We start from the raw sequence: 22,628 nt of genomic DNA, 5'->3' as shown, positions 1-22,628 counted from the left end.
TGGAAAGGAGGAACCCGTTTTGTTCACATTATATAAAATACTTGTTTTTATACATATTTTTTCTGCCATACTTGGTATGGGACCTGGGTTTATTTTAAGCAGACTTGTAAAATCTGCTAGGAATATGACTGAACTAAGGCATGCATATGCGATAAAACATAATCTGCATATTTTTGTTATGATAGGTGGTACTTCTCTGCTCATAACAGGGTTATTAATGGGTGCGATCAATCCTTCACTTTTCCAAGCGGGATGGTATTGGACTAGTTTAATTCTTTTTTTTATTGCGCTTGCAATGGGACCAATTGTTTTAAAACCGAAGTCAAAGCCTATTAAAAGTCTATTAGAAAAAACAAGCGGTGAAGAAATTCCAAAGGAATATTATCCGTTATCGAAGGTTCTTTTTTCACTTGAACGTCTTATCAATATTCTCTTTTTAGTGATTATTGCATTGATGATATTGAAGCCATTTTAAAGGTAAGAATCGCCTTTTTTGTTGATATACGCGGAATAATTGCGTAGTTGAATTTTTATCCCCTAGAGGACGCTTATATAACCTTTGCACAAAGGGAGGAGCTTAGAAAATGGGGAAATCTTCATCAGCATTGGCTCATATGGCGGAAGAAAGACAACAGCTTAGTATGAAATTTAGTGTATGAAATAAACGTGGAGGCAAGAAATGTTTTCTTTGCCTCCACGTTACTATTATAAGGACTGAAGAATATTTTTTTGTATCGTTCTAATAACATCCCCGCGACTAATGACACCAACAACTTTATGATCATTATTAATAACCGGGATTTTTTTGAAGTGGTGTTTTGCTAAAAGATTTAAGACAGTTTCTATCTCATCATTTTCTTTTACAGTAATTAGCCCCTGTTTTTTGGCTAGCTTAAAAAGTGGTTCATCCTTTAGGTTAGCAAGAATATTTTCTAATTTTCCTTTTTCTAATGTATAAGTCATAAGGTTATAAAAATCGTATACAACGGTATCCTTTGGCTTAATACTTCTCAAAACATCACCGTCACTAATCATACCAACTAATTTTCCATCTAAATCAACAACTGGAACTCCGCCGATTTTATATTTAACCAACGTATTTAACAGGTGTTTAATGCTATCGTCCTTCCTGACGGTAATGACATCATGAATCATAAAGTCTTTAACCTTCATTTTGTGGACCTTCTTTCAACATTATGTTAGTAATAAGTCTTTACAGTTTAATTATAAATCTTTAGAGCAATTTTCACACTTATTTATCTCCTACAATATGTACGTCAAGATTAATTGGTTCTGATAAAAACTCCTTTGAAGCTTGTATAAAGTGAACAAAATGTTCACTGTTCTTATGGCTTTCTACCGCTTCTTTATTCCTCCATTTTTCTAAGGTAAGAAATGTATTTGGCTCATCAGTTGCTTCAAATAGACGATATTCAAGATTGCCTTCTTCTGCTTTTGACTGCTCTACAGCTCGTCCTGCCTCTTCCAAAAAGGCAGCCCTGTATTTCGGTTTTATTTTTAAAAAACCATGAATGATAATCATTGAAAATTTCCTCCTTATGACATCTATTTTGTCTTTACATTTTCCTTAACGGGGAAAATATATTCGAAAAGATACTTTAGATTACACTAAGAGGAACTGCTTCCGGATATAACTCATCACATAAAAGTTCCGCACCCAAATTTGGTGCGGAATTATATTTGTTAAAATAAGAAGCCTGATGTACGTCTTCTACTAGAACGTCTACTGCTAGAACGTCTTCTACTAGAACGTCTTCTACTAGAACGTCTTCTACTAGAACGTCTACTGCTGGAACGTCTTCTACTAGAGCGTCTACTGCTAGAGCGTCTACTGCTAGAACGCCTACTGCTAGAGCGTCTTCTACTAGAACGCCTACTGCTAGAGCGTCTTCTACTAGAACGCCTACTGCTGGAACGTCTACTGCTAGAACTGCTGCTGCTGGAACGTCTTCTACTAGAACGTCTTGAAGAGCTTCTCCTGCGACGCCTTGAAGTAGGTCCAGCAAACATTTCGTTATTACCTTCTGGGAATTCAGTCATGAACTTTGTTAATTCTGGATCAAGGTTACTATATACTTCTTGAATCTCTTCTTGGTTTAGCATTTCCACCTGTATACCCCTTTCTTTGCATTGTTAATTTGATACCTTCGTTTGGTCCGAATGCTGAAGGTACTTGTCATTCAATAAATGAATGGAGTGAACACTACATGTTATGCTATGAGATTAATCATGGTTTTAGGCATTCATAACTTATTTTTAAAAATTCCGCTCTAGTACAAGTTTTAAGTGGAAAAAGTAAAATCAGAAGAAGTAAGAAATTATTTTTAGGAAGGGGCGAAGACATAAGGGAAGAGAAGGAACGTTATATTAGTAAAAACAAAAACATCCCCTTATACAGAGAATTTGTTCTGTAAAGGGAATGTTTTTTTATTTATTCGTATTATTCTTCTGTAGAATCCTGATTTTCGGAAACGAAATCTTTATCTTCTATGTTTGTCAATGTTTTATTGTCAGTAGCTTCATCATTATCATCGGAAACAACACCGGCTTGATCAGAATCATTTTTGTCTTCGTAAACTACTCCGGCACGCTCAGCGTCATCATTGTCTTCATCAACAATACGGGATTGCTCATCATTTTTGTCTTCGGAAACAACACCGGATTGCTCATCATCCTTGTCTTCAGAAACAACACCGGTTTGCTTATCATCCTTGTCTTTGGAAACAACACCTGTGTGGTCAGAATCCTCTTTGTCTTCAGAAACAAGATCAGATTGTTCATCATCCTTATCTTCAGAAACAACACCTTTTACGTTCTCGTCGGAAACTACGGTTTTATCGTCATTGCTGTTTTTGTCTTCAGATTTGCTATCCGTTTTTTGATCTTCTGATACTTCAGAGGAATGATCCATTTCTTCATCGGTTGCAAGAACTGCAGAGTTAGGTGCTGCGTGTAATTTTGCGTTTTCACTAGCATGCTCAGCTGCTTGAGAGTGGATTTTATTTGCATGAGATTTGTTTTCTTTATGCTTTGTTTTAGACTCCACTTCCTTAGTCTTTTGAGCTTTATCCGCATCTCTATGGTGTTTTGCAGTTTCCATGACAGTGTTGTCTGTAGGAGAATCCTGTTGAGCACCTTGTCCAGATTTAGCTTGTTCCACGGCATGAACAGCCGAATTAGCTGCTGCATGCAATTTTGCCATTTCGCTTGCATGTTCAGCTGCTTGAGAGTGAATTTTATTAGCAATAGATTTATTTTCTTTTACTAAAGGTTTTTCACTGCGCTCCTTCATTGCCTTAGGATGTTCTGCATGATGATGTTTCTTCGGTTTATCTATTTTTACTACATCCACATCTACTTTAGCTTTCACTTTTGCATGATGTGCAAAACCTTTTTCATGTAAAGAAATGGCTGCTTCCCTTTTTACATGGTGGTTATCATGTTTGCTGAAGCCTGCTGCTTCACTATTATGTCCTCCGATCAATACACCGATAGATAAAGCTCCAGCTAATGCCATTGATTTAATTACAGTTGAACTTTTAATATTTACTTTCATTTTTATTTCGCTCCTTTTTTATGCTTTACTGTTATTTTTACTTATCCATTCAGTATGCTTATAAAAAAGGAACTATTTAGGCGGCTGGACTGGCGGAGCATTTGTCCATTGGTTACATAACTCATGTGAGCGGGAAATAAATAACCGATCAAAGCTAGGCAATTTATAATGTCCCCATTCAAACCATCCTGCAATACTCATTGTGCTGGTCCCTATATTATACCTGTCATTAGAGCCGCCAGTTGAATTATTGCCTCCAAGTGTTGTTGTGGTAATAATCTGAATATCTTGAGGCAGTTTTTTAACTGGGACAGGTGAATCTTTTTTAGGTTTGGAAACCAAATTACTTGAATCAGAGATTCTTGTGGATAGGGACTTTTTAGCCTTCACTGTTTTCCTAATACTTGAAACAGAATCAGGTTTCTTTATTATCGTGACCTGTTTTTCCATATGTGGTTTCAAGTTAGGAACAGACTTTTTCTTTACATCCATTTCTGGTTTTTCTGTCTTGACCCGATGAATCATTCCGGAAACAGATGAATTTTTATTTTTATTAGTCTTGAAATGTCCCTTTTTAAGACCTGGATTTTTCTGTTTTTGCTTATCTTTGGCATGGATGATGTTTCTAGCATGCCCGTTTTTTAATCCGTTGACTGCCTTTTTAGCGACATTTGGTAAAGATTTATGGACCAGGTTAACCTGGTGATGATCCTTTTTTTGCTTTTTCTTGAGATGTTCTTTGGAACTGTTTAGGTTATTCCCAAATCCATTACCCTTAAGACTGGATACGACCGGAATCGTCTTTTTGTCATTAGAAGCAGGGGCATGATCATTTTTGTCCGCCAGTACAACACTGGGGAAACATAGGGCCGCACCAATAATTAAACCTTTTAATACAAATCTCGGGAAGTGCATCCTTTCACCTCCTTTCAGAGAATCTAGACTGAAACTACTCTTCATTAGGATTTCTTACGAAAGACAATAATCTTTATGGAATGCTTTTATAAAGAATTACTAAAAAGCTTGTCACTTTTTGTCCGTTTTCAATATAAATAGATCTATTTACCTGTATTTTGATAAGAAAATGACATTTTAATAGATATATTGTTATTTTTGTTAAAATAAAAAAAAGGACCCTAAGATCCTTTTTGAAATTCATTTATCTTTTTGATCGGATTTACCTGGAAGCTCAAAAAGAAACCGTTTAAATGTTATTAAGAAGAGGAAAGGATATATGAAAGGTGGTTCCTTTATTCAATTCACTTTCCACCATAATGGTTCCACGATGATTTTCAATAATTTTATAGCTGACCATTAACCCTAACCCATTTCCATTTTCCTTTAATGTGTAGAAGGGTTCTCCTATTTTAACGACTTGTTCAGGTAACATCCCAATTCCGTTATCTTGTATGGAAATCATTACATTTTCCTCGTCCAATGAGCTGGAGATCTTAATTTTGCCCCCATTAGGTAATGCATCAATAGCGTTTTTAAGCATATTCAGAAATACTTGAGCTAATTGATTTCTTTCTCCGTAGATGAGAATGTCGTTATCGTGATATGCTTCGGTAATTTCAACATTTTTCATAGCGGCTTCCGCGTTGAGTAAATGAACGACATTCCTTATGATATCGACTAGGTTGCAATTATTAAATTCAACAGTATGCGGTTTCGCGAACACCATGAATTCGTTCACAATAAAATTAATGCGGTCAATTTCCTCTAATATCGTTTTAGAATAAAGATATTTCTTCTCATCTGAAAAATGGTCAAGAATTTGAACAAAACCGCGAATGGTAGTGAGAGGATTGCGGATTTCATGTGCAATCCCAGCTGCCAGTTCACCAACCAACGATAACTTCTCGGTCTTGCGAAGCATTTCTTCGGTATTTTTTTGCTCAGTAATATCATGTTGAATGGAAAAATGCTGAAACGTGTTCCCGTTGCGATCTTTAAACGGCACTATAGTGCAATCAACCCAATAAAGACTGCCATCTTTTGCTTTGTTACAAATTTCTCCTTTCCAAACCTTGCCTTGTTTTATATATTCTCGTATTTCTTGAAAAAATTCTTCCGTGTGATAGCCGGAGTTTAAAAGATTGTGATGGTTTTGCCCTATTAGTTCTTCTTCCTTGTATTTCGTTATGTCGCAAAATTTTTGATTAGCATATTTAATAGCATCCTCCTTATCCGTAATAACAAGGATCGTTGCCTCTTTCAATGCATTTTTTAGATCATTTAGTTCACGCAAAGTGATATTTTCTTCTGCCAAACATGAGGCATATTGACGCAATTCTTTTATGATGAGCGGATTCATTTGGTTTGAAAAAATAGTAGATGCTTGCTGTATAAAAGAATCTATTTTTTTCATTACTTGAAATAGAACCTGTGGAGAGATGCTGCAGTTGTTTATCTCTTCTTCTAAAAAGTCCATAATCACCGATTTATAATGATGGCTCGGAAAAAGATATTGCTTTTGAAGTCGTGTATGAAATATGTACGTTTTTTCTAGTAACAATCTTGCCCATTTATTCATCATGAAATGAGTGGATTCTATATTCTGGGAAAGAGAATTACCAAGACAATGAAAAAACACTTCTTGGATAGATGTAAGATTTTGGAGTAAATGAAAATGTGGATCATTGCTTTGTTTTTCCTGTAGATTTTTCGCTAATAGGTGGCAATGATCCATTAACTTTTGACCAATCCGTTTCAATTCCTTATCCATACCCTCCACCTCTTTCAACAATAGTCTCTTTGTACCATTAAATTTTGACAACAAACCACAAAATCCCTTTTTTTTGTGCCTGTTACCACAAATGGATGTTAAGGGTGTCAGGGACCACTTGTGTACAAATTATACGATGGACGCGCAACACTGTTTAATTGCTTTACATATTGAATTCTGCGGGATATGATAAGTACAAAGAATAAAAGTTTTAAAGACTACTAGGGGTGCCCTAATTTGGGCTGAGAGAAAAACAGGAAGTTTTTTAACCCTTTGGACCTGATCTGGTTAATACCAGCGGAGGAAAGTAGTGGAGTGAAAAATGTTTTTTCTCTTACTAATGATGCCAGGTCCTAAAGAAGGAGCTGGCTTTTTTGTATTTCCCCCAGGAACACGACCCAGAATATGACTTTGAGGAGGATGAAAAATGGATAAGGTATTAATTGGAGACATTTTACACAATGTGAGGAAGGAAAATCCGCTTGTTCATAATATTACGAATGTGGTAGTGACAAATTTTACGGCCAACGGACTTTTGGCATTAGGGGCGTCTCCTGTAATGGCATATGCTCCTGAAGAGGTGGGGGACATGGCTAAGATTGCCGGTGCGCTAGTTTTAAATATGGGAACGTTAAATTCAGAAACGGTAGAATCGATGATTATTGCAGGAAAGTCCGCTAATGCCCACGGGGTTCCGGTCATTTTTGATCCGGTTGGAGCAGGCGCAACACCGTATCGAACCGAGATGGCAGGTAGGATTATGAGAGAAGTAAAGATTTCCATTATAAGAGGAAATGCAGGGGAGATTGCTAATATCGCAGGTTTTCAGGCAGAGGTGAAGGGAGTAGATGCAGGGAATGTCCAAGGAAATCAAATAGATCTTGCTATCACCGCTGCTCGTAAACTGCAAACGATTATCGTAGTAACTGGAAAAGAGGATGTAATTACGGATGGTACCACAACCTTTGTGGGTCGAAACGGTCATCCGATATTAACGAAAGTAACAGGCACAGGTTGTTTGTTAACTTCTGTAATTGGTGCTTTTGCTGCTGTTGAAAAAAATCTATTGGCTGCAGCTGCCTCTGCCGTTACAGCATATGGAATTGCTGCTGAATTGGCAGCAGAAAGAACAGCTTCCAAAGGACCGGGAAGCTTTCAAATGGAGTTTCTAGATCAGCTTGCATCTGTTTCAGGTCAACATGTAATCGAAAAAGCTTTCATTGAACAAAGAGAAGGGTAGGTGCCGGAAAATGAGAAAAGCATTAACAATAGCAGGCTCCGATAGTGGTGGAGGAGCAGGTATTCAGGCGGATTTAAAAACGTTCCAAGAGCTTGAGGTATATGGAATGTCAGCCATCACAGCAATAACCGCCCAAAATACATTAGGAGTTCAAGCAGTTTATCCCTTATCGGTGGAGGCGGTAGTAGAGCAAATTCGTTCCATAGCAGATGATATTGGGGTGGATGCCCTAAAGACAGGAATGCTGTTCAACGCTGATATAATCCAAGCGGTTTCTGAGCAAATCATCTTAAATAACTGGAAAAATATCGTTATAGACCCTGTGATGATTGCGAAAGGAGGAGCCTCTCTATTGCAGCAAGAAGCAGTATCCGCATTGAAAAAGAAGCTTATCCCGTTATCATTGATTATCACTCCGAATATTCCGGAAGCGGAAGTGATTATTGATATGGAAATAAAATCAATAAAAGATAAAGAAGAAGCAGCGAAAAGATTCATTGAATTAGGTGTAAAAAATGTTGTTATTAAAGGCGGACATGACACGGATCCGTTAGAGACAATGGATCTTTTTTACGATGGATATGAATTTGCTTATTTAAAGTCAAAAAGAATCAATACGGAAAACACTCATGGAACCGGTTGTACCTTTTCGGCAGCTATTACCGCAGAACTTGCCAAAGGCAAAAAGGTGTATGATGCGGTTGTAACTGCAAAAGATTTTATCCAAGCGGCAATTGAAGAAAATATTCCACTTGGAAACGGACATGGTCCAACGAATCATTGGGCATATAAAAAAAGGAGCAGTTTGATAAAATGACGAGAATCGATTCGGATAGTTTAAGAGATATATTAAAATTATATTTTATTATGGGCAGTACAAATTGCTATAAAAGTCCTGCAAGTGTACTGAAGGATGCTATTGCTGGCGGGATCACCTTATTTCAATTTCGCGAAAAAGGAATAGACGCTTTAACGGGCGACGCGAAATTTGCACTTGCCGAGGAGCTACAGACCATCTGCAAAGAACATGGGATCCCATTTATTGTGAATGATGATATTGACTTAGCCATTTCCTTAGAGGCTGACGGGGTACATATTGGCCAAGAGGATGCACCGGTGGATGAGGTTCGTAAAAGGATTGGAGATAAAATTCTAGGAGTTTCCGTTCATACGATGGAAGAAGCATTGACATCAATGGAAGCTGGTGCAGATTATTTTGGTGTCGGCCCGATTTTTCCTACTAAAACAAAGGAAGATGCGAAACCAGTCCAAGGCGTTCAGCATATTCAACATTTCCGGGAAAAAGGTATCACTATTCCTATGGTAGGAATCGGCGGTATTACAATGGAAAACGCACTTAAAGTTATGAAAGCAGGTGCAGATGGGGTTTCTGTCATCACCGCGATCAGCCAGGCCACCGATATTACCAAGGCAGCACAGAGGTTAAGAAAACAAGTAGAGTACTAGAGAGCGGGTACCCCTGCTCTTTTTTGCTATAATAAAGGAAAAGAAGTTGGTGAAGGGGGAGAGATTCTTGGAGTACAAATATACCATTTGCTTTATCAAAAAAGGAGAGCAAATTCTTATGCTCAACCGCATTAAATCACCCTGGATGGGGATATGGAACGGTGTCGGCGGGAAGATTGAGAAAGGCGAAGAACCGAAAGAGAGTGTTTTAAGGGAAATAATGGAGGAAACAGGTATTCCGTTAAGTGATGTTGAATACAAAGGAGTTGTCACTTGGATTGTAGATGGTTCGATAACCGGGGGGATGCATGCATTTCTGGCGGAAGTTCCGAAAGATTTTGAGTACCATACTCCGATTAGTACGGATGAAGGTATACTTGATTGGAAGAAAATATCGTGGATTCTGCACCCAGATAATCTGGGTATGGCAAATTTAAAATATTTTTTACTGAAAATGTTAGAGGATTCGAATACATATAATCATAAATTTGTATATGAAAATGGGAATGTCGCGGATTATTCGGCTGAACCAATGGAGGAATTTGTAAACGTCTAAAGATAAAATAAAAAGCGGAGATTTACTCCGCTTCTGCTATTTTCCTCGCTGTGTTTTTCCCATTCATGATGCAATCGGCAATTCCTACCCCATAGTAAGAACAACCTGCAAGGATGATATTAGGGTACTCAGCGGCTAATTTGCCATTTAATGCCTCGATGGTTTTGCGATGGTTTAAATGATATTTCGGCATTTTATCCAGCCATTTGGTTACCTCGACACTAATCGGTTTTCCTGTAATCCCTAGACTTTTCTCCACATCCTTCAGTGCAACCTGAACCAAATCTTCCTCGCTAAGGGTGCTGATATGTTCAAACACTTCCGGATTCGTATTTTTATAAAATAGTCTCAACAATAAGTTGTGATTTTTAGAAGTGTGTTCCCACTTCCGACTTGTCCAAGTACAGGCATTGCAGGTTAAATCACTGTTTTCCGGAACGATAAAACCAGTCCCGTCAGCAGGGAGCTTTTCATCCGGAATATCAAATCCTAAATAAACACTTATTAGGGAAGAACTTATTAGCTCATCAAAAATTGAATTTAATTCCTCATTTTTTAAAAGAGATTGGGCCACCGAATGCGGCGTACTTAATACTACATAATCAGCTTCTATTTGTTCATGATTGGAAAATTGTATAAAGTATTGTTCTTGATCTCTTACAACCGCAGTTGTCGGTACCCCTTTTAAAATTTCCACATCCGTTAGTTCTGATTCCATTTTGTCAATTAATGTGGAAAGCCCATTTTTGAACGATACAAATTTCTTATTGTCCGATGATTGAAATCTTGCTTTATTTTCTGAGAGCCCACGAATAATGCTGCCGTATTGATTTTTATAGTCAAGAAGATATGGCAGGGTAGTCGCAATTGTCAGCTCATTTAATTTACCAGAATATACGCCGGATAAAACGGGGGCAATTTGATTTTCAACCATTTCTTTTCCTAAGAAGCTTTCAAGAAACAAACCGATAGAGCTATCTTTCGTAAAAGTTGTGTTTTCCGTTGTAAAATCCTTTAAAGCCTCATTTTTCCCATCTTCGGAGATCAATTCACTGCTGAACAATGCTTCCTTGCTCATTGGAATTCCAAAAACAGTATCATCCGGAATCGGTTTTAATTCATTATGATGATAGATATAAGATTTTCCAGTAGAGTTATGAACGATTTCATCGTGCAGATCTAGTTCATCCAGTAAAGCAGCTGCTCCTTCTTTACGGGCAACAATAGAATCTGCGCCGGTCTCCATAATGAATTCACCATTTTTTATGGACCTGATTTTTCCACCTAATGTGGAATTTGCTTCTATCAATGTTAATTTCATATCTAATTGTAAGGATCTTTTTAATTGTTGCAGATAGTACATGGTGGAAAGTCCGGTGATTCCACCGCCAATGACAACGACTTTTTTCAAGTTGTTCACTCCTCGAATGCTACAAACCTATAAATACTTTTTTATTTAAAAAATTATTTAATCGATCTAGTCTCTGTCTAGCTCCAGCGCCTATCGGCTAGCGGATTTCTCCGTCTCCTCCCTACGATAAGTCAACATCAGCTCGTGGACTACCTCACTGTGTTTCCTTTATCTCAGTCGAAGACTACGAAATCCGTACGCCGATGAGCAAGGCGCTTACGCTTTTCTTAATTATAGTCCACTTTTAGCGCTTTTCCAAAATGTGAATTTGTACACAATGTGAAATATCATCTTTTCAGGTTAAATGCAGGAATTCATACTTCATTTGCAAAATATATAAACTAATAGTTTTGGTGACAAAGGAGGAGACCTCATGCCTATCTTTTTTAATAAGCACTCAAAAGAATTTCATTTGCAAGGAAAGGATAATAGCTATATTTTTACGATTTTAAAAAATAACCAGCTAGGGTCTTTGTATTATGGGAAAAGAGTTAGGCAGCGTGAGTCGTTTGAACATTTATTGCGAATGGAAAAACGAGGGATGACTGCCTATGTTTTTGAAGGGGATTCCACTTTTTCATTAGACATCGTTAAGCAGGAATATCCTGCATATGGAACTACTGATTTCCGAGAACCTGCTTATCAAATCCTTCAGGAGGATGGAAGCAGGATAACTAATTTTGAATATAGGTCCCATAAAATATATGAAGGCAAGCCGAAGCTTAAAGGACTTCCCGCAACCTATGTTAACAAGGATGAAGAAGCGGCAACATTAGAAATTACTCTTTACGATGAGCTGATCCACGTAGAATTGAAATTACTCTATACCGTTTTTGAACATTTGAATGTGATTACACGAAGTGCAGCTTTTATCAATCATGGAAATGAAAACATCCATATTACAAGAGCGATGAGTGCCAGTGTTGATCTTTTTGATGCCGATTTTGAGATGATCCAGTTGTCAGGTGCTTGGGCGAGGGAAAGGCATGTGTTTAGGAGAAGACTTGCTCCCGGTATTCAGAGTATTTCCAGTACAAGGGGGACAAGCAGTGCACAGCAGAATCCTTTCCTTGCTTTAAAAAGAATGGATGCAAATGAATTTCAGGGGGAAGTTTTTGGATTCAGCCTAGTGTATAGTGGGAATTTCCTTGCCCAGGTTGAAGTGGACTCCTACGATGTGACTAGAGTAACGATGGGAATTAATCCGTTTGATTTTGGATGGCTTTTAAAAAAAGGTGAGTGTTTTCAAACACCAGAGGTCGTTATGGTTTATTCGGATCAAGGACTAAATGGGATGAGTCAAACTTACCACCAATTGTACCGAAAAAATCTTGTAAGAGGTGTCTGGAGAGATAAAGTAAGACCAGTATTAATCAATAATTGGGAAGCAACGTATTTCAAGTTTAATGAGGAAAAAATTTTAGATATTGCAAAAACCGCGAAAAAACTTGGAATCGAGCTGTTTGTTCTGGATGATGGCTGGTTTGGAAAAAGAAATAATGATAAAACTTCCCTTGGAGACTGGTTTGTAAATAAGGAGAAGCTCCCGAATGGAATAAGCGGATTAGCCAAAAAAATAAAGAAACTTGGAATGGATTTTGGCCTATGGTTCGAGCCTGAAATGGTTTCAAAGGAAAGCCAGCTATATCATCAGCATCCTGATTGGTTAATCCATGTACCAAATCGTCGGCTTTCCCATGGAAGAAACCAATTTGTTCTCGATTTTTCAAGGAGTGATGTGGTAGATCACCTTTACAATGCCATGTCGAAAATTTTAAGAGAAGCGCGGGTATCCTATGTGAAATGGGATATGAACAGAAATATGACGGAAATTGGTTCGGCTGTGCTGCCTGCGGAAAGAAGCATGGAGGTTGCACATCGTTATATTTTAGGAGTCTATGATTTATATGAAAGACTGATAAATGAATTTCCGCATATACTATTCGAATCCTGCGCCAGCGGGGGTGCCCGATTTGATCCGGGGATGCTTTATTATGCACCGCAAACATGGACAAGTGATGATACCGATGCTATTGAAAGGCTGAAAATTCAATATGGAACATCATTTGTTTATCCTCTAAGCAGCATGGGGGCACATGTTTCTGCGGTTCCAAATCATCAGGTGCATCGTTACACGAGTCTTAAGACAAGGGCAGACGTTGCTTACTTTGGAGTTTTTGGATATGAATTAGACATCACCAAATTATCACATGAGGAAAAAGAAGAAATCAAAAAGCAAGTAGCTTTTTATAAAGGAAATCGCGAGCTCTTGTTAAACGGAACTTTCTATCGATTAATAAGTCCATTTGAAGGTGATGGAAATGTAACAAGCTGGATGGTGGTTTCTGAAGATAAGAAAGAGGCGATTGCTGCATATTATCAAGTTCTAAACCAACCCAATTCTGGATTTAAAAGAATCTATTTTGAGGGATTAGATAAGGATCTGGAGTATCGAATTGAAGGTTTGCCAAGAACTTATTATGGAGACGAGTTAATGTATATTGGATTGGATATTGAAAAGAAGAATGCAAGGAAAGAGGAGTTATTAGACTTTCAATCTTGGATTTATAAAATAAAGGCTGTTCATTAAATTTTTTTACTGGTATACCCAGATGTAGGACATTTTTCTTGGTAAGCAGTTGGGATTTGTCCTTCATAATGCAGATGAAGGACATTTCTCTTGGTAAGCAGTCGGGATTTGTCCTTCATAATGCAGATGAAGGACATTTCTCTTGGTAAGTCGTCGGGATTTGTCCTTCATAATGCAGATGAAGGACATTTCTCTTGGTAAGTGGGCGGGAAATGTCGTTCATAATGCGGATGAAGGACATTTCTCTTGGTAAGTCGGTGGAAAATGTCCTTCATACCCCAGATGAAGGGTGTTTTCTATTTATTCTTAAACGGGCATGGTTTGTCTTTCATCCTTAATGCTCAAAAGACCAACTTAGAGAAAAATCCGGATCCCACTGGTCTTTACATGTATAAATATCTTATTACTAGAATCCAAGGTGACATCCAATGCCTTCCTTAGATATTTATTGCAATAATGAAAACGCTATCTTATAATTATTAGAAATATTCTGTTTATTACATAGAGGAGGTCTTTCGCATGGATGTCACCGGAATTCAGCAAGTCGTCTCAAATAGTAAACTCGTATTTCCGAAAAAGGAGAAAGAACAGTCAACGGCACTTGGAAGTTCTAAAGCTTTTGAAGAACTATTAAAGCAATCTCAAGAAAATCCTGTGCAGTTTTGGGATAAGGTTGCGAAGGAGTTAATGTGGTATGAGCCATGGGAGGAGACGATTACCGGTGAGCTGCCCGATTTTCGCTTTTTTAAGGGTGGAATAAGTAATCCTTGTTATAATCTGCTTGATAGACATATAGAAAACGGTGCTGCAAACCGGACAGCCCTTATTTGGGAAGGGGAAAACGGTGACACGAAATTTTTTACCTATCAAATGCTTCTAGCAGAAGTGAACCGTTTCGCAAATACTTTAAAAACTTTTGGTGTTGGCAAAGGAGATGCTGTTGCTGTCTATCTTCCAAATTTAGCAGAGGCATTTATTGCCATTCTTGCTTGTTTCCGCATTGGAGCTGTATATAATGCCATTTTCTCCGGATTTTCGGAGAAGTCATTGAAGGATCGACTTGTTCATTTTAAACCGAAAGTGATTGTTACAGCTGATGCGGGCCTTAGGCGCGGAAAACAGATTCCTTTGAAAGAAAAGGTTGATAATGTCATAGCTGATATGAGCTACGTTAATGCGGTGATTGTCGTGGATCGCTTAGGAACCGAGCAAAAGATGGTGCCGGGCAGGGATTATTCGTGGCATGAAATAAGAAAAACGGCTAGCATCATTTGTGAACCGGAACATATTGAGGCGAATGAGCCAGGGATTGTCTTTTATACAAGTGGGACAACCGGCAAGCCAAAAGGTGTTGTCCACTCCGGAATGGCATTCGTCGTACAAAACTATATATACGCTAAATATCATATGGATCATCGCCACGATGATGTTTTCTGGTGTTCCGCAGATATCGGTTGGCTGACCATGCATATATGGGGGATTGCTGGTGCATTAGCTAATGGTGTTACGACTTTAGTATATGAAGGGGCGCCGGATTATCCGGAGCGGGATCGATTCTATCAAATTATCGATAAATATCGTGTCAATAAGTTGTTTACCGCACCGACAGCTCTAAGGATGCTGAAAAGTCTTGGAGAAAAGGCGATGGAGCCTTATCATCTTGAATGCCTCGATGTTATTTCCCTTGTTGGGGAACCTTTTGACCCAGAGACGTGGCAATGGACTCATGACGTGTTAGGAAAAGGGGATATTTGCGTCAATAATACATGGGGGCAAACCGAGACGGCGGGTTGTCCGTTGGCTGGAGCGGCATGGCTTACACCAATGAAGCCTGGATCCGCAGGGGTTCAATTCCTGGGGGCAGACGTTGATGTGGTGGATAATGACGGCAATTCTGTACCGCCTGGCGTTTTAGGTAATTTGGTTATTAAAAAACCATTTCCAATGTTATGCAGAACATTATGGAAGGAGCCCGAGCGCTACTATAATGCCTATTTTAGTCAAGTAGAAGGCTGTTATTTTGCCAGTGATCTTGCCTTGAAGGATGAGGACGGTTATTTTTGGGTGGTCGGACGTTCCGATGATGCTTTTAATGTTGCCGGACACCGATTAAGCACCATGGAAATGGAAAGTGCCGTTCTGGAATGCAAAGGCGTATCTGAAGTCGCTGTGATTGGTGTTCCTGATAAAATTAAAGGTGAGGTTCCTCTCGTATTTGTTAAATTGTCTGAAGGTGCTAATGGTAGTGATGAGTTAAAGAACCAAATTAGTGAGAGCATTGTTAGTAGCATTGGTCAAATAGCCAGACCTAAGCAGATTTTATTTACCGAGACATTACCGAAAACAGTCAGTGGAAAAATCATGCGTAGATTATTAAAAGAAATCATCTTAAAAGGCAGTGTAGCAGGGGATGTTACAGGTCTTGAAGATCCATCTACAGTAGAGCATATTAAGGAGCTTGTCGCTGCAAAGGTTACAAGAGAATAGAAAAAAAGGCTGTTATTATGAGAAAGCATAGTAACAGCCTTTTTTGCAGAAAGAATTCGGTAAACTGGCCGACTTCCTCCCCTCAAAATTTTTATCTAACTGCATCAAAATCGTTAATCTGCCATTTCCCTCTCACTTTAACAAAGGTTACATTTTGCTTAAAAGTTTCTACAATTTTATTATCAATCGGAACTGGAACGGTAAATTGATATAAGCGTACATCCTTTCGTTGATATATCAACTTTGCTTTTGCGTTCTTCCAATCTGCTAAACTGCCGCCATCGGCATCAGGCTGTGCCATTTTTCCTTTATATACTATAAAATGATACTTTTTAAATGCTTTATCAATGGCATTTAAAGTGAAAACTTCATTCATGTAATTCACAAGCTTGGTTTTCGTGTCGAATTCACTGCAAAAATATCGATAGTATTGGCCTTTATTTTGAAAAGATCTTGAAGAACAAAAGTAATTTTCCGCCTTAACATTGTGGCCCCCCATGACACTCCAAAAATGTTCCCGTGCACTAAGAGCAAGTTTCATTGCTTTAGAGCTTGTTAGATCCCCAGAGGTTGTTTGGGCTGATGCTCCAATACTGAAAGCAAATAATGCAATGGATGTTATGAACACCATAAATATTCTTTTCACTTTTTCTTCCCCCTTTTTATTTTTTCATTAAATAAAACGGTCCACTGATAGTAAAAGTTACAGTGGAAGCTATTTTTTTATAAAAGAAAAAACGCCATAAATCGTGACGTTTCTTCATTATTTCATTAAAGCTGTTTTGGCTATGTTTAATGCATCGTTTTCATTTAGTACAGCTAAATCAAAATGCAAATCATACGCTATTTTTTTCTCCGGAAGCATATAAAGAATATGAATTTCCTTTGCATTTTCTCCATTTGTTGTATCTCTTTGCAGAATAACGGAATAAGTTTTAAATGATAAATCCGCTATCTTCTTTTTCTGGATAATAGTACTTTGATTTGGCAGGAGACTTTCAATGGAATCACTAAACCCTAGCCCATCCAATCCCCCAATTAATTTTCCGTTTGTTTGAAAGGAGGTAGAATCCAGTCCATTTTGAATGCTCCAGCTTTTTGGCAAGGATAAAATAATATGATCCAATTCTAGTTTTTGCATCTCAGAATTACTCTGAGCTGGCTGTTTTCCTTTAGAAGTTGAGGTTGTAGCTTTTACAGCTGTCTCTTTTGTAAGTGGTTTCGCCACTTCTTTGTTAGAGCTTGAACAACCTGCAAGGGGTAAAAGTATTGTGAGCATTATAATCATTAATCTTTTTCTCATATTCCTATTCCTTTTCTATTTAAATTGTAAATCCATTTGATAAAGACTGAAATGATTGCCTGTCTCTTGTTGCGTATTCCGAGAAAAAACAATGCTTTTCCCATCTTTAGACCAATTTGGCTGCCAATCACTGTACAAACCACTGGAAACGTATTGAATAGGTGTTTTAGGCGGATTAGCTTTCACTTCTTTTCTCCACACGGCTAATTGTGCCTCATCTATTTTCCCTTTTGTCAGCTGGGAACGTTTATGTGTATTTACATGAATGGCCCAAATTTCTCTTAATGAGGTTTGAATGGTTGCAAGACTGTTAATTTTTTCTGTAATTTTGTCATATTTACTGTATACAATAAACTGCCCATCAGGGGACCAGCTTGATTCCATCCCATTTGTCAGTTTCTTTGCAGCCGATCCATCAACAGCAATCGTCCACACTTCATCGTTATTTTTTGTAAAAGAAAGCATTTTTCCATCAGGCGACCAGCTGGGATCTTTCCCATTTGTCAGTTTCTTTGCATTTGTCCCATCTTGATTAATGATCCAAATTTCTTGTTTTGAAATGTCAAAACCGTGTGGTGATCTCGGTTTGGTCACTGTTTTAGTAAAAGCAAGCTGTTTTCCATCAGGTGACCAAGCAGGTGTGTCATCATTTTCATTCCTATTGGATGGAATAATCACTTTTTGAATATTGGACCCATCCTTATGCATCTTCCAAATTCCAGCAGTTTCATTTTTATAACCGGAAAAAGCAATCATTGAATCGTCTGGTGACCAAGCAGGATCTCGCATATATAGAAATGAACCTATTGAGAATGCTTTTTTTTCATTTGTTTTTGGATTCCAAATCCAAATCTTTTCGTTATTACCAAAGCCGATAAGAGAATGGTTATGAATATAACTTGGATTTTCTACTTCATTTTGTCCTAGAGGAATTAATTCTTTAGTATTAACAACTGAAATTTCATTTGCACTTACAAAAGAATGAGAGAATTGCTGCCATACTATGCCAATAATCAATAAAAGCGTTGCTGCAAGCGGGAACCATCTGGATAATCCCCATTTATTCACTTTTTTCCTTAAGGGCATTGGCTGTTCGATTGATCTAATTTTTAAAGCTACACTTTCAATAAAATCATCAGAGGGCAACTCCACTTCCTGTAATCGCTTTATTTGATTTACCGTATCAAATAATTCATCCATATCTTCTTCATGATTATGTGAATAATTTTGAGTATTGTTAATCGCATCGATATATTCAGAAAGACTATCCGTTTTGCTGGAATAGCTCATTTACAATACCTCCAATCATCATTTTTAAGTTGGTTGCGAATAAATTCAATGGCGCGAAATTGATTTACCTTAATATAGGATTCGGTCTTTCCTAGTAATTCAGCGGTTTTTTTGATGGAATAGCCTTGTAGAATTCGATACTTAATGATCTGCTGTTGATCTTCATTTAATAAGGATAATGCATATCTTACCTCGTCTTTGTCTGATATAAGTTCCTCAGGACCCTTTTCATCACTTTCGAACATTATGTGGGGTTCCATTTGTGTAGTGATGGGGCGTTTTTGTTTATTTCTCCAGCGATCAATCATTAAATTTCGGGCAATTGTTTTCAATAAGGCAATCACCGTCACATCTTGATCCTTGTAACGATGTTCGGAACGTATTGCTTTCATAAATGTTTCCTGCGTTATATCCTCTGCTTCCTCTTTATTGTTAGTTCGATAATAAATATAGAGATAGATTTCCTTCCAATGTTCTCTCCAAATTGTCTCCCAGTTCAAATCAAACGAACCCCTTTTGTATCAAAATCAAATCCTTCTAATGTCTCTACATGTTAAACGATATGAAAAAGTAAAAGTTACATAACAATAAAGATTTTCATTACTAGTTATCCAAAACTGATTATTAGTCTTTTTTGTTGCCTTTTGTTACAGAAAATGGGGAAATTTTATAAAAAAACATGAATCGGATTCCTATATTTTTCAAATAAATAAATTATTGGAATACAAAGTAGGAATTTCCTTCACAAAATTGTTGCGAAATAATTAGATTTTTATGATAATATAAAACATGCTAGCGTAATAGTTTTCAGATTATTTAAATTAATTTTTATATTGAGGTGCAGCATGGAAAGACATAAACTTTTTAGAAGAAAATCGATTTCAGAGTTAATTGCTCATTCGGAAAAGCCAGGATCAACTTTAAAAAAATCTCTTGGGGCTTTCGACTTGACGATGCTTGGGGTTGGAGCAGTAGTCGGGGCAGGTATCTTTGTATTACCAGGCAAGGTTGCATCGGAATATACGGGACCTTCCATCATCATATCATTTATCATTGCCGGAATTGCATGTGCTTTAGCAGCACTTTGTTATTCGGAATTTGCTTCTTCCGTACCTGTCGCAGGCAGTGCATATACTTACAGCTATGCAGTGTTTGGTGAATTAATAGCATGGGTATTAGGATGGGCATTATTATTGGAATATGGACTTGCTTCAGCGTCCGTTGCGAGTGGTTGGTCCTCTTATTTGCAAGGTCTGCTTGCGGGCTTTAATATTCATTTGCCGCATGCTTTATCAGGTGCTTTTAATCCCGCAAAAGGGACATTCATTGATTTGCCAGCAGTTCTCATTGTACTCATTATTGCTTTTCTCTTAACTTGGGGAATCCGTGAATCAGCAAAGGTAAATGCTGTAATGGTTCTTGTTAAAATTGCGGTCGTTGTTTTATTTATTGTCGTTGGTATTTGGTATGTGAAGCCGGTAAACTGGACACCTTTTGCTCCATTTGGCTTTCACGGAATTGTAACAGGAGCAGCTACCGTATTTTTTGCCTATATTGGATTTGATGCAGTATCGACTGCGGCTGAGGAAGTCAAAAATCCAAAGCGAAATATGCCAATTGGAATTATTGCGTCACTTTTAATTTGTACTCTGCTTTACATTATTCTTTCTAGTGTACTAACTGGTATTGTACCTTACACTAAATTACTTGGTGTTGGAAACCCGGTAGCGTTTGGCTTGGAGTTTATTCATCAAAATTGGGTAGCAGGATTTTTATCATTAGGTGCGATTGTCGGAATGACAACGGTTATTCTGGTTATGACCTATGGGGGAACACGCTTAGTGTATGCGATGAGCCGCGATGGTTTATTGCCAAAAGGATTGTCAAAGGTTAACAAAAAGACTAAAACACCGGTGGTTAATACTTGGGTATTTTGTATCATTATTGCCTTTTTCGGCGGATTTATTTCCTTGGACAAGCTTGCGGAAATGGTGAACATCGGTACTTTGTTTGCCTTTACGATGGTATCATTAGGCATCTTCTTCCTAAGACATATGAAGGAAAAACCGAAATCTGCATTTAAGGTTCCTTTGTATCCAATTTTACCAGCAGCATCATTCGTATTATGCCTTTATTTAATTTTTAACTTACAATGGATTACTTGGTTATCCTTTGGAATTTGGCTGGTAATTGGTTTAATCATTTATGGTTTTTATGGTTCTAGAAATAGTACTTTGCGAAATGAAAAGTAATAAATGTTAGTAGATTGTATTTAGTACGATACAATCTGCTTTTTTTATGTTATAAGCGAAAAAAACATCTCGAAGTTCATATTCAGTTCATAAACAATTTATATAATCCTTTTATCAAATGTTGAAAGGATTAGATACAGATGGAAAGTATTACAAAATATAAAGAACCAGTTTTAGCTAAAAAGAGTAATAAAATTCTTGTTATGGTTGGCTTAATAATTGGGCTAATTTTTTCTGAGTTGGATGAAACTGTTGTTAATACAGCGATGCCGACAATCATTCGTGACCTTGGCGGATTAGCAATGTATGGCTGGGTTGGCGGTGTGTATATGTTAACCATGGCAGCATTCATGCCCATATTAGGGAAATTAGCGGATTTAATGGGGCGCAAAAAAATTTATTTAACGAGTATGGCCTTTTTCATAGGTGGATCGATTGTCTGCGGATTATCACATTCTATGACGCTTCTTCTAATTGGACGCGGGATTCAAGGATTGGGTGCAGGAGGCTTAATGCCGCTTGCTATGACGATTTCAAGTGATCTTTTTCCGGTTGAACAGCGGGCAAAGGTACAAGGCTTTATGGGCCCGATTATGTTTATTCCAATGTTATTAGGGCCATTAATGGGCGGCTATTTTGTGGATCAAGTGAGCTGGCATTGGATTTTCTTTGTTAATATCCCTGTGGGTATTATAGCAGCACTTCTTTTAGCAGGAGGATTACGTGAATCGACTATTAAGAAAAAAGTGGTTATTGATTGGGGAGGGGCACTTCTGTTAATTTCCTCCATCGTTTCCTTGTTGATTACACCTGTCCTAATTGAAAATAATGGTTGCACCTGGGGGTCACCATTAATTATTGGCTTATTATGCTTGGGAGCAGTTCTAATTGGAATCTTTATTTGGGTTGAATCAAGAGTAAAAGAACCAATCGTTCCTTTGCATTTATTTAAAAACCGAAACATTCTTGTATTGTCTTTGATCGTTTTTACCGTAGGAATCGGCCTAATGGGATCCTTTTCTTCTTTCCCGTATTTTGCACAAAATGTGCTGGGACTTACTCCGACAGAGGCTGGTTATTTGACATTGCCAATGATGGTGGGGGCAGTTGGGTCCGCTATGATTAGTGGATTTTTACTAACTAAAGTACGATATCGTGAACTGTTTGGAATTGCATTTATCATGCCAATAATAGGTTTCTATTTATTTTCGCATATGAGTATCCATACAACCATCATTCAAATTATTATTTTCTTTTTCATTACAGGACTAGGATTAGGAGTTTTATTTGGAGGGGATAACCTCATTGTTCAGGAGTCTGTTGATAAAGAAAACAAAGGTATTGCGCTTGCCACTGTTCCATTGTTTCAAACGATAGGAGCAACAATAGGTGTAAGTATCTTTGGAAATTTGTTATCGTCAACTCTCACAACCAAATTACAAGGCTTAGGGGATAAGCTTCCGGAAAGTATGGCAGCAAATATGAAAAGCTTAGCTGCAGCAGGCGTGCCACATGGATTGCCGAAAGGACTCTTAACACAAATTAAAACATTGTTCATTGAGTCATTTCAGCATATTTACATGTATTCATTTGTGATTGCGATCATTGCGTTTGGCTTGAGTTGGTTTTTGAAGAAAGAGGTACTATCTCCGAAATCAGATGAAGAAAATTTGATGGAAGAATAGTCATCGAAGTTTGTTTGCCTGAATTATGTAGAGAAGTGCCTG

General features: G+C 37.7%; 20 protein-coding genes and 1 riboswitch. Of the genes, 9 read left to right on the top strand and 11 right to left on the bottom strand.

Annotated elements, in window-relative coordinates; translation table 11 throughout:
- Positions 1 to 19 precede the first annotated feature (19 nt).
- Positions 20 to 475 carry a DUF2269 family protein gene (locus NSQ59_RS20865; RefSeq protein ID WP_126647392.1) on the top strand — a complete coding sequence of 152 codons (456 nt, stop codon included), beginning with the start codon at positions 20 to 22 and terminating at the stop codon, positions 473 to 475.
- Between the two features lie 230 nt (positions 476 to 705).
- Here the strand turns inward: NSQ59_RS20865 and NSQ59_RS20860 are convergent, their stop codons facing one another.
- From NSQ59_RS20860 to NSQ59_RS20835, 6 genes are all read right to left on the bottom strand, one after another.
- Entirely contained in the window at positions 706 to 1,173 is a 468-nt protein-coding gene (locus tag NSQ59_RS20860; protein WP_126647391.1) for a CBS domain-containing protein, read from the bottom strand.
- A gap of 79 nt (positions 1,174 to 1,252) precedes the next feature.
- Positions 1,253 to 1,543 (bottom strand): putative quinol monooxygenase, encoded by a 291-nt coding sequence (locus tag NSQ59_RS20855; RefSeq protein ID WP_340832611.1) that lies wholly within the window; start codon positions 1,541 to 1,543, stop codon positions 1,253 to 1,255.
- Positions 1,544 to 1,619: 76 nt separating this feature from the next.
- Complete coding sequence (locus NSQ59_RS20850) at positions 1,620 to 2,027, bottom strand: hypothetical protein (RefSeq protein WP_340832609.1); 408 nt, start codon at positions 2,025 to 2,027, stop codon at positions 1,620 to 1,622.
- A gap of 434 nt (positions 2,028 to 2,461) precedes the next feature.
- On the bottom strand, positions 2,462 to 3,577 hold the full coding sequence (locus NSQ59_RS20845; RefSeq protein ID WP_055741979.1) for a hypothetical protein: 1,116 nt from the start codon (positions 3,575 to 3,577) through the stop codon (positions 2,462 to 2,464).
- A gap of 72 nt (positions 3,578 to 3,649) precedes the next feature.
- Positions 3,650 to 4,492: a hypothetical protein gene (locus tag NSQ59_RS20840; protein WP_340832606.1), complete on the bottom strand. Its 843-nt coding sequence runs from the start codon at positions 4,490 to 4,492 to the stop codon at positions 3,650 to 3,652.
- Between the two features lie 289 nt (positions 4,493 to 4,781).
- Positions 4,782 to 6,305 (bottom strand): ATP-binding protein, encoded by a 1,524-nt coding sequence (locus tag NSQ59_RS20835; RefSeq protein ID WP_340832604.1) that lies wholly within the window; start codon positions 6,303 to 6,305, stop codon positions 4,782 to 4,784.
- 213 nt (positions 6,306 to 6,518) lie between these two features.
- Positions 6,519 to 6,628: riboswitch (TPP riboswitch) on the top strand.
- Between the two features lie 104 nt (positions 6,629 to 6,732).
- Here NSQ59_RS20835 and thiM point away from each other — a divergent pair.
- The 4 genes from thiM (at position 6,733) to NSQ59_RS20815 (ending at position 9,568) form a co-directional block, all read left to right on the top strand.
- Positions 6,733 to 7,545, top strand: coding sequence for a hydroxyethylthiazole kinase (gene thiM / locus NSQ59_RS20830; protein ID WP_340832602.1), 813 nt, complete (start codon positions 6,733 to 6,735; stop codon positions 7,543 to 7,545).
- 10 nt (positions 7,546 to 7,555) lie between these two features.
- Positions 7,556 to 8,362, top strand: coding sequence for a bifunctional hydroxymethylpyrimidine kinase/phosphomethylpyrimidine kinase (gene thiD / locus NSQ59_RS20825; RefSeq protein WP_055741975.1), 807 nt, complete (start codon positions 7,556 to 7,558; stop codon positions 8,360 to 8,362).
- Positions 8,359 to 9,012: a thiamine phosphate synthase gene (gene thiE / locus NSQ59_RS20820; protein WP_340832601.1), complete on the top strand. Its 654-nt coding sequence runs from the start codon at positions 8,359 to 8,361 to the stop codon at positions 9,010 to 9,012. The genes thiD and thiE overlap by 4 nt, the downstream gene beginning before the upstream one ends.
- A gap of 67 nt (positions 9,013 to 9,079) precedes the next feature.
- On the top strand, positions 9,080 to 9,568 hold the full coding sequence (locus NSQ59_RS20815) for an NUDIX hydrolase (protein ID WP_340832600.1): 489 nt from the start codon (positions 9,080 to 9,082) through the stop codon (positions 9,566 to 9,568).
- Positions 9,569 to 9,590: 22 nt separating this feature from the next.
- Here NSQ59_RS20815 and NSQ59_RS20810 read toward each other — a convergent pair whose 3' ends face one another.
- Positions 9,591 to 10,979: a protoporphyrinogen oxidase gene (locus tag NSQ59_RS20810; RefSeq protein WP_340832597.1), complete on the bottom strand. Its 1,389-nt coding sequence runs from the start codon at positions 10,977 to 10,979 to the stop codon at positions 9,591 to 9,593.
- A gap of 373 nt (positions 10,980 to 11,352) precedes the next feature.
- Between NSQ59_RS20810 and NSQ59_RS20805 the strand changes: the two genes are divergently transcribed.
- Complete coding sequence (locus NSQ59_RS20805) at positions 11,353 to 13,569, top strand: alpha-galactosidase (protein ID WP_055741972.1); 2,217 nt, start codon at positions 11,353 to 11,355, stop codon at positions 13,567 to 13,569.
- Between the two features lie 519 nt (positions 13,570 to 14,088).
- Positions 14,089 to 16,056: an acetate--CoA ligase gene (locus tag NSQ59_RS20800; protein WP_340832595.1), complete on the top strand. Its 1,968-nt coding sequence runs from the start codon at positions 14,089 to 14,091 to the stop codon at positions 16,054 to 16,056.
- 91 nt (positions 16,057 to 16,147) lie between these two features.
- Here NSQ59_RS20800 and NSQ59_RS20795 read toward each other — a convergent pair whose 3' ends face one another.
- The 4 genes from NSQ59_RS20795 to NSQ59_RS20780 form a co-directional block, all read right to left on the bottom strand.
- Positions 16,148 to 16,702 carry an IseA DL-endopeptidase inhibitor family protein gene (locus NSQ59_RS20795; protein WP_340832593.1) on the bottom strand — a complete coding sequence of 185 codons (555 nt, stop codon included), beginning with the start codon at positions 16,700 to 16,702 and terminating at the stop codon, positions 16,148 to 16,150.
- A gap of 117 nt (positions 16,703 to 16,819) precedes the next feature.
- Complete coding sequence (locus NSQ59_RS20790) at positions 16,820 to 17,359, bottom strand: hypothetical protein (protein ID WP_340832591.1); 540 nt, start codon at positions 17,357 to 17,359, stop codon at positions 16,820 to 16,822.
- A gap of 15 nt (positions 17,360 to 17,374) precedes the next feature.
- On the bottom strand, positions 17,375 to 18,649 hold the full coding sequence (locus NSQ59_RS20785; protein ID WP_055741968.1) for a TolB family protein: 1,275 nt from the start codon (positions 18,647 to 18,649) through the stop codon (positions 17,375 to 17,377).
- Positions 18,646 to 19,149: an RNA polymerase sigma factor gene (locus NSQ59_RS20780; protein ID WP_126647379.1), complete on the bottom strand. Its 504-nt coding sequence runs from the start codon at positions 19,147 to 19,149 to the stop codon at positions 18,646 to 18,648. The genes NSQ59_RS20785 and NSQ59_RS20780 overlap by 4 nt, the downstream gene beginning before the upstream one ends.
- Positions 19,150 to 19,494: 345 nt before the next feature.
- Between NSQ59_RS20780 and NSQ59_RS20775 the strand changes: the two genes are divergently transcribed.
- Together NSQ59_RS20775 and NSQ59_RS20770 are read left to right on the top strand one after the other, a co-directional pair.
- The gene (locus NSQ59_RS20775; RefSeq protein ID WP_340832588.1) at positions 19,495 to 20,901 is read left to right on the top strand and encodes an amino acid permease; all 1,407 of its coding nucleotides are present in this window, start codon (positions 19,495 to 19,497) and stop codon (positions 20,899 to 20,901) included.
- Between the two features lie 140 nt (positions 20,902 to 21,041).
- The gene (locus tag NSQ59_RS20770; RefSeq protein ID WP_055741965.1) at positions 21,042 to 22,586 is read left to right on the top strand and encodes an MDR family MFS transporter; all 1,545 of its coding nucleotides are present in this window, start codon (positions 21,042 to 21,044) and stop codon (positions 22,584 to 22,586) included.
- Positions 22,587 to 22,628: the final 42 nt, after the last annotated feature.

The sequence above is a fragment of the Margalitia sp. FSL K6-0131 genome, from assembly GCF_038008735.1.
In the GTDB taxonomy this organism is placed as follows: Bacteria; Bacillota; Bacilli; order Bacillales; family Bacillaceae_C; genus Margalitia; species Margalitia shackletonii.
Note: the sequence above shows the minus strand (reverse complement) of the source record. Positions and strands in the feature narration are given on the sequence as shown.

Bases quoted from the DNA above. Each gene is read 5' to 3' on its own strand.
- NSQ59_RS20860 (WP_126647391.1), bottom strand. From the start codon at position 1,173: ATGAAGGTTAAAGACTTTATGATTCATGATGTCATTACCGTCAGGAAG.
- NSQ59_RS20855 (WP_340832611.1), bottom strand. From the start codon at position 1,543: ATGATTATCATTCATGGTTTTTTAAAAATAAAACCGAAATACAGGGCT.
- NSQ59_RS20845 (WP_055741979.1), bottom strand. From the start codon at position 3,577: ATGAAAGTAAATATTAAAAGTTCAACTGTAATTAAATCAATGGCATTA.
- NSQ59_RS20840 (WP_340832606.1), bottom strand. From the start codon at position 4,492: ATGCACTTCCCGAGATTTGTATTAAAAGGTTTAATTATTGGTGCGGCC.
- NSQ59_RS20835 (WP_340832604.1), bottom strand. From the start codon at position 6,305: ATGGATAAGGAATTGAAACGGATTGGTCAAAAGTTAATGGATCATTGC.
- thiM (WP_340832602.1), top strand. From the start codon at position 6,733: ATGGATAAGGTATTAATTGGAGACATTTTACACAATGTGAGGAAGGAA.
- thiD (WP_055741975.1), top strand. From the start codon at position 7,556: ATGAGAAAAGCATTAACAATAGCAGGCTCCGATAGTGGTGGAGGAGCA.
- thiE (WP_340832601.1), top strand. From the start codon at position 8,359: ATGACGAGAATCGATTCGGATAGTTTAAGAGATATATTAAAATTATAT.
- NSQ59_RS20805 (WP_055741972.1), top strand. From the start codon at position 11,353: ATGCCTATCTTTTTTAATAAGCACTCAAAAGAATTTCATTTGCAAGGA.
- NSQ59_RS20800 (WP_340832595.1), top strand. From the start codon at position 14,089: ATGGATGTCACCGGAATTCAGCAAGTCGTCTCAAATAGTAAACTCGTA.
- NSQ59_RS20790 (WP_340832591.1), bottom strand. From the start codon at position 17,359: ATGAGAAAAAGATTAATGATTATAATGCTCACAATACTTTTACCCCTT.
- NSQ59_RS20785 (WP_055741968.1), bottom strand. From the start codon at position 18,649: ATGAGCTATTCCAGCAAAACGGATAGTCTTTCTGAATATATCGATGCG.
- NSQ59_RS20775 (WP_340832588.1), top strand. From the start codon at position 19,495: ATGGAAAGACATAAACTTTTTAGAAGAAAATCGATTTCAGAGTTAATT.
- NSQ59_RS20770 (WP_055741965.1), top strand. From the start codon at position 21,042: ATGGAAAGTATTACAAAATATAAAGAACCAGTTTTAGCTAAAAAGAGT.